We start from the raw sequence: 13,485 nt of genomic DNA, 5'->3' as shown, positions 1-13,485 counted from the left end.
TGCGGGCGCCCTGCTGGCCCTGGCTCTGCTGCTGGCCCTGGCCCTGCTGGCGGCCGTCCTCGCGCGCCGGACGGGCCGCCATCGGGACCAGGCCGGCGACACCCTGGTCGCCGCCCTGATCGGCCGGGGCACCGGCCTCCTCGCCACGCCAGTGGTGGCGTCCGGTGGTCTCGGCGTCGTCGGACCGGGCCGCGGCGGCACCCGCGGCGCCCGCCGCTCCCGCGGTGGCGACCTGCTCGGTCTGCTGGCCCTGGTCCTGGCCGCCCTGGTCCTGCCCGGAGCCGTCCCGGACGGCCTGGATCTGCTCGGTCGGCGGGTCGTCGCCCCGGTCCTGGTCGGAGTCCTGCTGGTCCGAGGGCTGCTCGGTCGTTTGCTGGTCCGAGGAGCCGGCGCCGCTCTCGTCGGACTGCTCGTCGCCCTCCTTCGTGTGCTCCCCCGCCTGGGGCAGCACGACGGTGCCGCCGGCGTCCTCGTCGGCGGGGACACCCACGAGGGGCTCATCGGACTCCGGCGGCGCGGGCGGTGCCTTGCGGGCCTCGGCGTCCGCGTCGGGGTCGCCGCTGCCGGCCTGGTCGCCCTCGCCCTCGCCCTCGCCGGCCGGGGAGTCCTCGACCATCGAGTTGTCCTCGGCCTCGCCCATGGCCTGGTAGCCGAACGGGTCGGCGTCCTCGGGCGGGTTGTTCCGGGTGATCTCGATGAGCTCGGTGCGGTCCTGGTCCCGGGAGATGCCGTAGCGCTCCTGGTCCTCCTCGGTGAGCTGCTCGAGGATCGCCGTCTGCGCCTTGGGCGGCAGGGTGTGCAGGACCTGCATGACGCGGTCCTTGCGCCGCTGCACCGCCTTGCGCTCGGGCACGCCCTCGCTGACCTCGAGCTGCGGGTCGATGAAGGACTCCTCGGACTCCGCCGCGCCGCCCTTCTTCTTCAGCTCCTCCATCTCGGCCTCCATCTGGGCCGAGTCCTTCTCCTCGGACATACCGATCGGGCCGATGCGCCGACCCTGGAGGAACTGCTGGACCACGGGCTCCTCGGAGGTCAGGAGCACCTCGCGCGGGCCGAACATCACCAGGTTCTTGCGGAACAGCATCCCGATGTTGTCCGGCAGCGAGCGCGCCGTCCCGAGGTGGTGGGTGACGATGAGGATCGTCGCATCGAGCTGGGCGTTGAGGTCGACGATCAGCTGGTTGAGGTACGCCGTGCGCACCGGGTCCAGACCGGAGTCCGGCTCGTCGACCAGAATGATCTCGGGGTCGAGCACCAGCGCGCGGGCCAGACCGGCGCGCTTCTTCATGCCGCCGGAGATCTCGCCGGGGAGCTTGTCCTCCGCGCCGCCGAGCCCGACCAGGTCGAGCTTCTCCATGACGATGTCGGAGATTTCCTTCTCGCCCTTCTTCGTGTGCTCACGAAGGGGGAAGGCGATGTTGTCGAAGATGTTCATGGAACCGAACAGCGCGCCGTCCTGGAACAGCACCCCGAACAATTTCCGGATCTCGTAGAGCTTCGACTCCGAGCACCGCACCAGGTCGGTGTCGTGGATGAAGATCGAGCCCTTCTCGGGCTTCAACAGTCCGATGATCGACTTCAGGAGCACCGACTTACCCGTACCCGACGGGCCGAGCAGGACACTGACCTCACCGGCCGGCAGCGTCAACGTGACGTCGGACCAGATGTTGGAGCTGCCGAAGGACTTCGAGAGGTTCTTGATCCCGACCTCGACGCCCGCCATTGGAGTCCTCCCGCTGTCGTCGTCGTGTCGACCTGATGCGCACCCGCCATGTCACCGACGTCATGTGGTCGCCACCCCACGAGAGGGGCGTCACGTCTCCAACGACGGGGTTCTGCCGGAGGTTACTCACGCGCAAAGTTGGGCAGACGCCGGGGCGTGATCGACCGGACACGACGGTTCCTTGCGCCGCACGGGTGGCGACGAGCGGTCCGCCTCACGCGATCGGTGGACTGATCGCTGCCGCCCGACGCATCTGCGTGTGCCACACCACTCGCTCCGGGGACGCCCGGACGTGGGCTTGACGGACCCGGAGACGACAACGGGGCGGGGACCGACCGGTCCCCGCCCCGTACGTTCCGTGCAGCGCTCGTGCGCGCCCGATCAGGTCAGGCTGATCTTGGCGCCGGCCTCCTCGAGCTTGGCCTTGGCCGCGTCGGCGGCCTCCTTGTTGACGCCCTCGAGGATCGGCTTCGGGGCGCTCTCGACGAGCTCCTTGGCCTCCTTGAGGCCCAGGCCCGAGACGACCTCGCGGACGACCTTGATGACCTGGATCTTCTTGTCGCCAGCGCCCTCGAGGACGACGTTGAACTCGTCCTTCTCCTCCTCGGCCGGGGCGGCGGCACCGCCGGCGGCCGGGGCGGCCGCCGCGGCGACCGGCGCCGCCGCGGTGACCTCGAAGACCTCCTCGAACTTCTTCACGAACTCGGAGAGCTCGATCAGGGTCATGTCCTTGAAGGCGTCGAGCAGCTCGTCGGTGGACATCTTCGCCATGGTGGCTCCTAAAGAATGATCAGTGATGGGGACGGGACCGGCCGTACTCAGGCGTCAGCGGTCTCGGTGTTCTCGGCGGGGGCCTCGGTGGCGGCCTCGGCGTCGGCGGACTCGACCGCCGCGACGGCCTCCTCGGTGCTCGAGGCGCCCTCTGCGGCCCGCTTGTCCTGCAGGGCCTGCGCGAGACGCGCGACCTGCGAGGCCGGGGCGCTGAACAGCTGGGCGGCCTTCGTGAGGTTGCCCTTCATGGCGCCGGCCAGCTTGCCCAGCAGCACCTCGCGGGACTCGAGGTCCGCGAGCTGCGTGACCTCGACGGCGGAGAGCGCGCGGCCCTCCATGTAGCCGCCCTTGACGACCAGGGCCTTGTTGTCGCGCTGGAAGTCGCGGAGCGCCTTGGCGGCGTCCACGGGCTCCCCGCTGACGAACGCGATGGCCGTCGGGCCGATGAGCAGGTCGTCGAGACCCTCGACCCCGGCGTCGGCGGCAGCCCGCTTGACCAGGGTGTTCTTAGCGACCGTGTAGGTGACGTCCGAGCCCAGCGAACGCCGCAGCTGCGAGAGCTGCTTCATCGACAGGCCGCGGTACTCGGTGACGACCATCGCCGACGCGTCGCGGAACTCCGCGGCGATCTCGGCGACCGCGGCCACCTTGTCGGCGTTCGGAGGCCTCTCGGTCTCTGTAGCCATGCGCGCCTCCTCTCTGCGTACTCGGGCGACCGCGGTGTGCGGGGCCCGGAACGACGAACGCCCCGTGCGCAGGCGCACGGGGCGTGGAGGTGACGCACGGGCGGGGCCCGGCGGACTCGCTGCCCTCGTCCTCCTGCGCGGGACGCCCCTCGTGGGGCCTTCGTCCGCTCGGACCTCCGAAGAGGGGCCGGGCGGAGACCAGCGGTCTCGGGTGGATCGGGGTTCGATCTGGTGTGGAGTCTACGCGGCCACCCGGGGCACCCCGCGCAGCAGGGTGCCCCGGGAGCTGCTCAGGCCTCGGCGGTGAGCAGGTTGCGCGTGCGGTTCGGGTCGACCGGGATGCCCGGGCCCATCGTCGTGGTGACGGTGATCTTCTTGACGTAGCGGCCCTTCGCGGCCGACGGCTTCACGCGCAGGATCTCGTCGAGCGCGGCGCCGTAGTTCTCGACGAGCTTCTCGACGTCGAAGCTCGCCTTGCCGATGATCAGGTGCAGGTTGGCCTGCTTGTCGACGCGGAAGTTCACCTTGCCGCCCTTGATGTCCCCGACGGCGCGGGCGACGTCCGGGGTGACCGTGCCGGTCTTCGGGTTCGGCATGAGCCCGCGGGGGCCGAGGATGCGGGCCACACGGCCGACCTTGGCCATCTGGTCGGGCGCGGCGACGGCGGCGTCGAAGTCGAGCCAGCCGCCCTGGATGCGCTCGATGAGGTCGTCCGACCCCACGACGTCGGCGCCGGCCGACTCGGCCTCGCGCGCCTTGTCGCCGGTGGCGAACACGATGACGCGGGCGGTCTTGCCGGTGCCGTGCGGCAGGTTGACGGTGCCGCGGACCATCTGGTCGGCCTTGCGCGGGTCGACACCCAGGCGCATGGCGACCTCGACGGTCGCGTCCATCGACGTCGGCGACGTCTCCCGGGCGAGCTCGATGCCCTCGAGCGGGGCGTAGAGCTTGTCGAAGTCCACCTTCTCGGCGGCGTTCTGATAGGCCTTGCTGCGCTTCATGTCTGTCCTTGTCCTGATGGATCAGTGGTGGTCAGGGCTGCGCCGCCCTCCCACGTGTCGCCGACCGGGTCGGCGCGGGTCACACTGCTCAGTCTGCGACGGTCAGACCCATCGACCGGGCGGTGCCGGCGATGATCTTCGACGCCTGGTCGAGGTCGTTCGCGTTGAGGTCGGCCATCTTGGTCTGGGCGATCTCGCGGACCTGGTCCGCAGTGACCGACCCGACCTTCTTGCTGTGCGGCGTCGCGGAGCCGGACTTCACGCCGGCCGCGGCGAGCAGCAGCTTGGCCGCCGGCGGGGTCTTGAGCTCGAAGGTGAAGGACCGGTCCTCGTAGACCGAGATCTCCACCGGCACGACCTGACCACGCTGCGCCTCGGTGGCGGCGTTGTAGGCCTTGCAGAACTCCATGATGTTCACGCCGTGCTGACCCAGGGCCGGGCCGACGGGCGGGGCCGGCGTGGCCGCGCCGGCGTTGATCTGCAGCTTGACGACTGCGGAGAGTCGCCTCTTCTTCGGGGGCATCGGATTCCTCTACTGCGTTGTGCTGGGTGGTGCCTTAAATCTTGGAGACCTGGTTGAACCCGAGCTCGACCGGGGTCTCGCGGCCGAAGATCGAGACGAGCACCTTCAGCTTCTGGGCGTCGACGTTGACCTCGGAGATGCTGGCGGGCAGCGTCGCGAACGGGCCGTCCATGACGGTGACCGACTCGCCGACCTCGAAGTCGACCTCGACGGCGGGCTTGGTGCCAAAGGACTCGGTGCCCGACTTGTCGGCACCCTTGGCCTTCTTCGGCGTCTCCTGCCGCGGCAGGAGGAACTTGACGACCTCGTCGAGGGTCAGCGGCGACGGACGGGAGGTGGCCCCGACGAAGCCGGTGACGCCCGGCGTGTTGCGGACGGCGCTCCACGAGGCGTCGTTGAGGTCCATCCGCACGAGGATGTAGCCCGGCAGCACCTTGCGCTGGACCTGCTTGCGCTGCCCGTTCTTGATCTCGGTGACCTCCTCGGTGGGCACCTCGACCTGGAAGATGAACTCCTCGACGTCCAGCGTCTGCACGCGGGTCTCGAGGTTGGCCTTCACCTTGTTCTCGTAGCCCGCGTAGGAGTGCACGACGTACCAGTCGCCGGGGGCCAGACGCAGCGAGTCCTTGAGGGCCTGCGCCGGGTCGACCTCCTCCTCCTCGACCTCGGCGGCGGGCTCCTCGACCGGCGCCTCGTCGACGGCGATGTCGTCCTCGGTGTCGCCGCGCGCGGCGACGTCGCCGGTGCCCGCGGACTCCTCGGGGAGGTCGGAGTCGTCCTCGTCGGTCGGTCCGCCGAGCGCCGCCCGCGCGGCCTGCAGCTCGGCCTCGGCGTCGACCTCGTCCTCGGCGTTCTCGTCGTCGGCGTCCTCGGCGGCCTCGCGGGCCTCCTGGCCGGCGCGGGCCACCGCGGCGTCGTCGAGCGTCGCCGGGTTCTCCTCGGTGCTGAGGTCCCCGTACGTCCCACTGCCCTCACGCACCATGACGCCGCGCGTGCGGGCTTCGGCGACGAGCTCGGGCTCGCCGCCGTCGGGGGTGGTGGTCTCGGAGTCTGCGCCGGATCCTGCGGAGGTCACTTCTCGTCTCACTTCCTTTGCACGACGGGCACCGCGGAGGTGCCCGGCCGGCCGCTCGCGGAACGGTCAGCCGAAGAGGGCGAACACGGCCTTGGCGAACACCCAGTCGAGGGCCGCCACCAGAGACACCATGAACGCCACGAACACGAGGACGACGAACGTGTAGACCACGATCTGCCGTCGGGTCGGCCAGTGGACCTTGCGGAGCTCGGCCACGACCTCGCGCAGGAACCGGCGCAGGCGCGTGATGAGCGAGCCCTCCGGCTCGGCCTGCGCCCGGTCGCGCGTGGGGGTGGTCGTGCCCTTGCCGCCGGGACGCCTCGACGTGCCGGTGTCCGCGGCGTCCCCGGCTCCGTCGCCGGAGGCCCGCCGTCGACGGCCGGCGGCGGTGACCGGACGCGCCTCGTCGTCGTCGCTCGCGCGCCGACGTCGGCTGCTGTCCTCGCTCACGGGGCCGTCCTCACCGTCCTCGTCCACCGTCCCGCCGGCCGGCGGGCCCGTTGTCGTGTAGTGCAGGGGCGACAGGACTTGAACCTGCAACCTGCGGTTTTGGAGACCGCTGCTCTGCCAATTGAGCTACGCCCCTGTGGCGGACCCGGAGGCCCGCCCGGATGATCCGAGGTCGTTCCCGGCACGCCGACGGACGCGCGAGGACGACGGACGAACCGTCCCGACCATCGATGGTACGCAACGACCCGCGGGAGCAGCGCCCCGACCCCTGGCCACGGCGGGACCTGGCCGGGAACGCCGTCGCTGCTGTCTGTCAATATCTGTGACATGGCATCGGTGACCTCGCTCCAGTCCACAGCGACCGACCGCCGGATCTCGGCCCGTGTGGGCGGGATCGCGGAGTCGGCCACGCTGGCCGTGGACGCGAAGGCGAAGGCCCTCAAGGCGGCCGGCCGGCCGGTCATCGGCTTCGGCGCCGGCGAGCCCGACTTCCCCACCCCGCAGCCGGTGGTGGACGCGGCGATCGCCGCGTGCTCCGACCCGAAGAACCACCGCTACTCCCCCGCCGCCGGGCTCCCCGAGCTGCGCGACGCGATCGCGACGAAGACCGCCCGCGACTCGGGCTGGCAGGTCGAGGCGCGGCAGGTGCTCGTCACCAACGGCGGCAAGCAGGCCGTGTTCGAGGCCTTCGCGACGTTGATCGACCCGGGCGACGAGGTCCTGCTGCCCGCGCCGTACTGGACGACCTACCCCGAGGCCGTGCGCATGGCCGGCGGCGAGCCGGTCGTCCTGGGCACCGACGAGTCCACCGACTTCCTGCCGACCGTCGAGGCCCTCGAGGCCGCGCGCACGCCGAACACCAAGGCGTTGCTGTGGTGCTCGCCGTCGAACCCCACGGGTGCGGTCGCGCCGCGCGCGCTCGTCGAGGCCGTCGGGCGCTGGGCCGCCGAGCACGGCGTCTGGGTGATCGCCGACGAGATCTACGAGCACCTGACCTACGACGGCGCCGAGCACGTGTCGATGCCCGTGGCGGTGCCCGAGATCGCCGACCGCTGCGTCGTGCTCAATGGCGTCGCCAAGACCTACGCCATGACCGGGTGGCGCGTCGGCTGGATGATCGGGCCCGCCGACGTGGTCGCGGCCGGCGTGAACATGCAGTCGCACCTGACCTCGAACGTCTGCAACGTCGCCCAGCGCGCGGCGCTCGCCGCCGTGTCCGGCCCGCTCGACGCGGTCGCCGAGATGCGCGAGGCGTTCGACCGCCGCCGCCGGCTGATCGTCGAGCTGCTCTCGGGCATCGACGGCATCACCTGCCCGACCCCCCAGGGCGCGTTCTACGCCTACCCGTCGGTGGCGGGCCTGCTCGGCCGCGAGCTGCGCGGCGAGCGCCCGCAGACCAGCGTCGACCTCGCCGCGCTCATCCTCGAGCACGCGGAGGTGGCCGTGGTGCCGGGTGAGGCGTTCGGGACGCCCGGCTACTTCCGGCTCTCCTACGCCCTCGGGGACGAGGACCTGCGCGTCGGCGTCACCCGGATGGCCGACCTGTTGGCCGAGGCACGCTGAGACCCGCGATCATCCGCCGCGACGGTCCCGCCGGGACCCCGGACACGAGGGAGCCCCGGTGCGTCGTCCGGTCGTCCTGCGCCTGCTCGTCGCCCTCGGCATCGGCCTCCTCGGAGTCGCCGTCGCGCCCGTGGCGATGGGCGCCCCGACGACCGCCGGGCAGGCCTACGTCGCGCTCGGTGACTCCTACACGGCCTCGCCGCTGACCGGTCCGATCGCGGGGCCCCCGCCCGGCTGCCTGCGCTCGGCGAACGACTACCCGCACCTCGTCGCCGAGCGCTCCGGCGCCCAGCTGACCGACGTGAGCTGCAGCGGCGCGCAGACCCGCGACCTCGCCGCCCCGCAGCAGACCTCGGGCGGGGTGAACCCGCCGCAGTACGACGCGCTCGGGCCCGGCACCCAGCTCGTCACGGTCGGGATCGGCGGCAACGACATCGGCTTCGGCGAGATCGTCCAGAGCTGCGTGAGCCCGACGCCGTTCGGCACCCCGTGCCGCGACCGCTGGACCGCCGGCGGCACCGACCAGCTCGAGCAGCGGATCGACACGCTCGCCGGGCGCCTCGACGACGTCCTCGACGAGGTCGGCTCCCGCGCCCCGGACGCCCGCGTGCTGCTCGTCGGCTACCCCTCGGTGCTGCCCGCCCAGGGCCCCGGCTGCTACCCGGTCGTGCCCTACACCGCGGGCGACGTGGAGTACCTGCGCGGCGTGCTCGGCCACCTCAACGACACGATCGCCGAGGCCGCCGCCGAGGGCGACGCGACCTACGTCGACACCTTCACCCCGACCGTCGGCCACGACGTCTGCACGCTGCCCGGGACGCGCTGGATCGAGGGCCTCGTGCCCACCGCCCCCGCGCTGCCGGTGCACCCCAACGCCCTGGGCTCCGAGGCCCTCGCCCGCGCGGTCCTTGCCACCCTGGGCGTGCCGGCCGCGGCCTGAGCTCGCCCCCACTCGCAGCGAACGTGCTGTTCGCTGCTTCTATGCGCCGGCCTCCGCGTTCGCTCGCGCCGCCGCGATGATCGGCCTGCCGCGAACGGGGCCTTCGCGCGCATAGAAGCAGCGAGATACCCGTTCGCTGCGGTGGAGGTGCGGGCGCGGGTCAGGCCGTGCGGACGGTGGCGACGGCCTTGCCGAGGACGCCCTTGCCCTCGTGGGTGGCCGTCACGGTGACCGTGCGGCTGCCGTCGTCGGCGGTGTCGCCGGCCTTGCCGCCGAACTCGACGGTGGCGCCGGTGTCGTCGTCGGGAACGACCACCGGGCGGGTGAAGCGGGTGGAGAACGACACGACGGCCGTGGGGTCCTCGGCGAGGTCGGTGACGTAGCGCGCGGCGAGGGCCATCGTGAACATGCCGTGGGCGATCACGCCCGGCAGACCCACCTCGAGCGCCACGCGCTCGTTCCAATGGATCGGGTTCTGGTCGCCGGACGCGGCGGCGTAGCGCACGAGGTCGGCGCGGGTGATCGTCACCGTGCGCGCCGGGAGGGCGTCGCCGGACGCCAGGTCGGACAGGGCGCTCACGCGTCACCACCGTCGGGCTCCGCGCGGCCGACGAGGGTGGCCCGGGTCGTCGCCACGGTATCGCCGTCGGCGTCGGTGACGTCGCAGCGGAAGGTGATGACGTCGTTGCCCGCGAGCTCGCGGATCTCGTCGACCGACACGACGCTGCTCACGACGTCGCCGGCGTGGACCGGGCGCCGCACCTCGAAGCCCTGGTCGCGGTGGATGACACGCGTGAAGTCCAGGCCGAGGGCGGGGTCGTCGACGACGCGCCGGGTCGCGGGCCAGGAGAAGACCACCGGGAACGTCGTCGGCGCGACCACGTCGGGGTGGCCCGCGGACCGGGCGGCGTCACGGTCGTGGTGCACCGGGTCGTCGGCACCGACGGCCACCGCGAACTCCCGGATCTTCTCCAGCGAGACCTCGTAGGTCTCCGCGGGCCAGGAGCGACCCACGAACGACTCGTCGAGCGGCACGAGGCGTGCGCGTCAGCGGGTCTCGCGGTGGCCGCGGTGCGTCCCGCAGTTCGGGCAGAACTTCTTGATCGTCAGGCGATCGGGGTCGTTCCGCCGGTTCTTGCGGGTGATGTAGTTGCGGTTCTTGCACTCCTCGCAGGCCAGCGTGATCTTCGGTCGAACGTCGGTGGTGGCCATGGAGGTTCCTCTCGTCACGGTGTGGCAGCGGCCGCGGGCGAACCCGTGGCGCCTGGGTAGCGGTGGCCGGACTTGAACCGGCGACACAACGATTATGAGCCGTTTGCTCTACCGACTGAGCTACACCGCCGCGATGAGCACCCGTCTCATGACGAAGCCGGCGGAAGCCCCTCCGCCGGCCTGCTCACCGAGAGCCCCTTTACGGAATCGAACCGTAGACCTTCTCCTTACCATGGAGACGCTCTGCCGACTGAGCTAAAGGGGCCTGCCCCGGAGGGCACGACACAGCTTACCCCCCGCGGTCACGCGATCAGAGTGCGGGGTCCCGGGGCCGCGCCGGGCTCATCGGGGTGCGCCTCGAGGGATTCCAGCCAGCTGTCGAAGCACCGTGCGGGCAGCGGACGGGACACCAGGTAGCCCTGCGCGACGTCACAGCCCATCTCCGCGAGGGTGGCGCGCACCGCGGCCTGCTCGACGCCCTCGGCGACGACGGTGAGGCCCAGGGTGTGGCCCATCTCGACGATCGCGCGGACGACGGCGACGTCGCCGTACTCGGTGCCCATGCCCAGCACGAAGCTCTTGTCGATCTTGACCTGGTCGACGGGGAGCCGGCGCAGGTGGGCCAGCGACGACTGCCCGGTACCGAAGTCGTCGACGGCGAGGTGGCAGCCCAGCGCGTGCAGGCGGCGCATCACCGGGAGCGCGATCTCACGCTCCGAGGAGACCCCCGACTCGGTGAGCTCGAGGGTGAGCAGCTCGGCCGGAACGCGGTGGGCCGCGAGCAACATGGCGACCTCCTCGGGGAAGCCCGGCGTCCCGAGGTTGCCGACCGAGACGTTCACCGCCACGGACAGCCGCATCCCGCGGTCGAGCCACCGGCGGGCCGCGGCGAGGGACTCGTCGAGCACGAACGTCGTGAGCTCGGCGATCTGGCCGGTGGCCTCGAGGACGGGGACGAACTCGTCGGGCAGCAGCAGGCCCAGCTCCGGGTGGTCCCAGCGCGCGAGCGCCTCGACCCCGACCACCGTCCGCTCGCCGAGCGAGACGACGGGCTGGAAGTCCACCCGCACGTCCCGGCGCTCGACGGCCGCGGAGAAGCCCCGGATGAGGCGCAGGCGGCGAGCGGCCCGCTCCCCCATGCTCGGCTCGTAGCAGCGCACCGCCTCGACCCCGTCGCGGGTCGCGGCGAGCGCGACGTCCGCCCGGCGCAGCAGGGCCGCGGTGCGCGCGGGGCCCGCCGGGACGTCGGCGAGCCAGGGGCCGTCGGCGGCGACGCCGACCACCACCGGCGGCTCGAACCGCACGCCCTCGACGACGTAGGGCGCGAGGAGGCGATCGCGCAGCTCCTCGCCCGCCCGGTGCGCGTCGTGGCCGTCGACACCCGGGAGGTGGACCGCGAACGTGTCGCCCTCGAGGCGGGCGGCGACGAGCTCCCGTCCCGTGAGGCTGGGCAGCCGCACGTCGACGAGACGCTCGGTGGCGAGGCGGACGAAGACCTCGCCGCGGGCGTGCCCGAGGGTGTCGTTGACCTGGTCGAGCAGGCTGAGGTCGACCAGCGCGACCGCGCCCCCCGCTCCCGTGACCGCGTGCAGGAAGCCCTCACGGTTCCGCAGGCCGGTCAGGCGGTCGTGGTGGGCGTCGCGACGGAGGCGCTCGGCGAGCGCGGCGGCCTCGACGTCGTGGCGGTGGCGCCGGACCCTCTGGACCAGCAGCCCGACGACGGCGGCGGCGAGCATGAGGAGGAGCAGGGCGGCGACGATCAGGACCCACAGCGCGGGAGCCGGCGAGGCGACGGCCGACGCGACACGAGCCGGGGTCACGTCACCACACCCTTTCCGGTCGCGCCGCGACGACGAGCGCCTGCGGCGGAGGGACGACGAGCCGCCTGCGGCGGAGGGTCGCCGGGGTAGCGCACCACATCGTCGTCTCGTTCACCCTACGCAACAAATCGTGGCCAACCGACGGACGGGGGATTCACTCCTCCGGCCCATCGTGCACCTCATGTGACCCTCAACGATGACCGACCGACACAGGTGCGCCCGCACGTCCGACACGTCCGTGTCCGTGGGAAGCGGGCGGTGGCCGTCCATCCGGCTTCGCTGCGCCCCCGACCGCGAGCTCTGGTGGGATGACCGGGGGACGACCGATCGGACAGGGGTGCGGCGTGACCGACGACGGGCAAGGGGCGCGCAAGGGCGTGCGGGCCGGGATCGTGGCGACGGGCAGCGAGCTGCTGACCGGGCGCATCACCGATCGCAACGGCCCCTGGGTGGCCGAACGGCTGGGCGAGCTCGGGGTCGAGGTGTCCCACCTGCTGCTCGTCGGCGACCGCGCCGAGGACATGGCCGCCGCGCTGCGCTTCCTCGCCGGCGACGGCGTCGACCTCGTGGTCACGACCGGGGGCCTCGGGCCGACCGCCGACGACCTCACCGGCGAGGTGGTCGCGGCCGAGACCGGGCGTCCGCTCGAGCTCGACGAGCACATGGAGAAGGTGGTCGGCGACATCATCGCGAAGTTCGCCGACCGGCTTCGCTGGGACGCCGACGCCCTCGCCGCCGCCAACCGCAAGCAGGCGATGGTGCCGCGCGGGGCGACGCCGATCCGCCCGGCGGGCACCGCGCCGGGCCTCGCCGTCCCGCCCGACGCCGAGCGCGGCGGACCGACGGTGCTGGTGCTGCCGGGTCCGCCGCGCGAGGTCCGCGCGATGTGGGACGACGCGCTGGCGACCGACCCGGTCCGCGAGGTCCTCGCCCGCACCGAGCCCTACGCCGAGACCCACCTGCGGCTCTTCGGGGTGCCCGAGTCCGAGATCGCCGCGACCCTGCGCGACGTCGGCGAGCAGACCGACCTGGAGCCGCTGGAGATCACGACCTGCCTGCGCGACTTCACGCTCGAGGTCGACCTGCGCCACGCACCCGGCTCCACCGCGGGGGCCTCGGCCCGCGACGCCGTGATCGCCGAGATCGACCGGCGGCACGGGCGCACCGTCTTCTCCCGCACCGGGCAGTCCATCGACGAGCTGCTGTTCGACCTGCTCGACGGGCAGGTCGTGGCCACCGCCGAGTCGTGCACCGGCGGCCTGCTCGCGGGACGTCTCACCGCGCCGGCGGGGGCGTCGGCGCACGTCGCGGGCGGCATCGTGTCGTACTCGAACGACGCGAAGGCCGACCTGCTCGGCGTGCCCCGCGAGCTGATCGAGACCCACGGCGCGGTGTCACCGCAGGTCGCCGAGGCCATGGCCGACGGCGCGCTCGCCCGCTTCGGCGCGACGGTGTCCGTCGCGATCACCGGCGTGGCCGGCCCCGGCGGCGGCACCGAGGCCAAGCCCGTCGGCTACGTCTGCTTCTGTGTGCGCACCGCCGACGGCCGGACCCTGGCGCGCGACCCGGTGCTGCCCGGCGAGCGCGGGGACATCCGCGAGCGCTCGGTCGTGCTCGCCATGCACCTGATCCGCCGCGTCCTCACCGGCGTCGGAGAGCCCGCGCCGGTCTGACCCGAACGCGAGTGATCGACGGAAGAATACGGACACTCAATGTCAGCG

The 13,485-nt window shown here is 72.4% G+C and carries 13 protein-coding genes, 3 tRNA genes and 1 pseudogene; 3 read left to right on the top strand and 14 right to left on the bottom strand.

Annotation, left to right across the window (positions count from 1 at the left end; genetic code table 11):
* Window positions 1-724: 724 nt before the first annotated feature.
* From OG774_RS24465 to OG774_RS24430, 8 genes and pseudogenes are all read right to left on the bottom strand, one after another.
* Window positions 725-1,723: pseudogene (locus tag OG774_RS24465) on the bottom strand (ABC transporter ATP-binding protein); the annotation flags it as partial.
* 381 nt (window positions 1,724-2,104) lie between these two features.
* The gene (gene rplL / locus OG774_RS24460; protein WP_328304952.1) at window positions 2,105-2,494 is read right to left on the bottom strand and encodes a 50S ribosomal protein L7/L12; all 390 of its coding nucleotides are present in this window, start codon (window positions 2,492-2,494) and stop codon (window positions 2,105-2,107) included.
* Window positions 2,495-2,541: 47 nt separating this feature from the next.
* Entirely contained in the window at window positions 2,542-3,180 is a 639-nt protein-coding gene (rplJ, locus tag OG774_RS24455) for a 50S ribosomal protein L10 (protein ID WP_328304951.1), read from the bottom strand.
* 290 nt (window positions 3,181-3,470) lie between these two features.
* Window positions 3,471-4,181 (bottom strand): 50S ribosomal protein L1, encoded by a 711-nt coding sequence (gene rplA, locus OG774_RS24450; RefSeq protein WP_274190788.1) that lies wholly within the window; start codon window positions 4,179-4,181, stop codon window positions 3,471-3,473.
* A gap of 88 nt (window positions 4,182-4,269) precedes the next feature.
* Window positions 4,270-4,704, bottom strand: coding sequence for a 50S ribosomal protein L11 (rplK, locus tag OG774_RS24445; RefSeq protein ID WP_274194369.1), 435 nt, complete (start codon window positions 4,702-4,704; stop codon window positions 4,270-4,272).
* A gap of 34 nt (window positions 4,705-4,738) precedes the next feature.
* The gene (nusG, locus tag OG774_RS24440) at window positions 4,739-5,779 is read right to left on the bottom strand and encodes a transcription termination/antitermination protein NusG (RefSeq protein ID WP_328304950.1); all 1,041 of its coding nucleotides are present in this window, start codon (window positions 5,777-5,779) and stop codon (window positions 4,739-4,741) included.
* A gap of 66 nt (window positions 5,780-5,845) precedes the next feature.
* Window positions 5,846-6,229, bottom strand: a complete 384-nt coding sequence (gene secE, locus OG774_RS24435) for a preprotein translocase subunit SecE (RefSeq protein ID WP_274194371.1) — start codon at window positions 6,227-6,229, stop codon at window positions 5,846-5,848.
* Window positions 6,230-6,292: 63 nt separating this feature from the next.
* Window positions 6,293-6,365: transfer RNA gene (locus OG774_RS24430), tRNA-Trp, on the bottom strand.
* A gap of 191 nt (window positions 6,366-6,556) precedes the next feature.
* On the opposite strand from OG774_RS24430, the gene OG774_RS24425 reads away from it, so the two are divergent.
* Both OG774_RS24425 and OG774_RS24420 read left to right on the top strand, forming a co-directional pair.
* Complete coding sequence (locus tag OG774_RS24425) at window positions 6,557-7,792, top strand: pyridoxal phosphate-dependent aminotransferase (RefSeq protein ID WP_274194372.1); 1,236 nt, start codon at window positions 6,557-6,559, stop codon at window positions 7,790-7,792.
* A 58-nt stretch (window positions 7,793-7,850) separates the two neighbouring features.
* Window positions 7,851-8,732, top strand: a complete 882-nt coding sequence (locus OG774_RS24420; RefSeq protein ID WP_328304949.1) for an SGNH/GDSL hydrolase family protein — start codon at window positions 7,851-7,853, stop codon at window positions 8,730-8,732.
* 160 nt (window positions 8,733-8,892) lie between these two features.
* Here the strand turns inward: OG774_RS24420 and OG774_RS24415 are convergent, their stop codons facing one another.
* The 6 genes from OG774_RS24415 to OG774_RS24390 all read right to left on the bottom strand — a co-directional run bounded on the left by OG774_RS24415 (window position 8,893) and on the right by OG774_RS24390 (window position 11,764).
* A complete protein-coding gene (locus tag OG774_RS24415) occupies window positions 8,893-9,312 on the bottom strand; it encodes a MaoC/PaaZ C-terminal domain-containing protein (RefSeq protein ID WP_328304948.1) in 420 nt (139 codons plus the stop codon).
* Window positions 9,309-9,767: an FAS1-like dehydratase domain-containing protein gene (locus OG774_RS24410; RefSeq protein WP_328304947.1), complete on the bottom strand. Its 459-nt coding sequence runs from the start codon at window positions 9,765-9,767 to the stop codon at window positions 9,309-9,311. The genes OG774_RS24415 and OG774_RS24410 overlap by 4 nt, the downstream gene beginning before the upstream one ends.
* A gap of 12 nt (window positions 9,768-9,779) precedes the next feature.
* Window positions 9,780-9,944: a 50S ribosomal protein L33 gene (gene rpmG / locus OG774_RS24405; RefSeq protein ID WP_274190796.1), complete on the bottom strand. Its 165-nt coding sequence runs from the start codon at window positions 9,942-9,944 to the stop codon at window positions 9,780-9,782.
* Window positions 9,945-10,001: 57 nt separating this feature from the next.
* Window positions 10,002-10,074 (bottom strand) — tRNA-Met (locus OG774_RS24400).
* Between the two features lie 62 nt (window positions 10,075-10,136).
* Window positions 10,137-10,209 (bottom strand) — tRNA-Thr (locus tag OG774_RS24395).
* 37 nt (window positions 10,210-10,246) lie between these two features.
* On the bottom strand, window positions 10,247-11,764 hold the full coding sequence (locus OG774_RS24390; protein WP_328304946.1) for a putative bifunctional diguanylate cyclase/phosphodiesterase: 1,518 nt from the start codon (window positions 11,762-11,764) through the stop codon (window positions 10,247-10,249).
* Window positions 11,765-12,108: 344 nt separating this feature from the next.
* Here OG774_RS24390 and OG774_RS24385 point away from each other — a divergent pair, with 344 nt between their 5' ends.
* Entirely contained in the window at window positions 12,109-13,437 is a 1,329-nt protein-coding gene (locus OG774_RS24385) for a competence/damage-inducible protein A (RefSeq protein ID WP_328304945.1), read from the top strand.
* The last annotated feature ends 48 nt before the right edge of the window (window positions 13,438-13,485 follow it).

The sequence above is a fragment of the Actinomycetospora sp. NBC_00405 genome (assembly GCF_036044095.1).
GTDB lineage: Bacteria > Actinomycetota > Actinomycetes > Mycobacteriales > Pseudonocardiaceae > Actinomycetospora > Actinomycetospora callitridis.
Note: the sequence above shows the minus strand (reverse complement) of the source record. Positions and strands in the feature narration are given on the sequence as shown.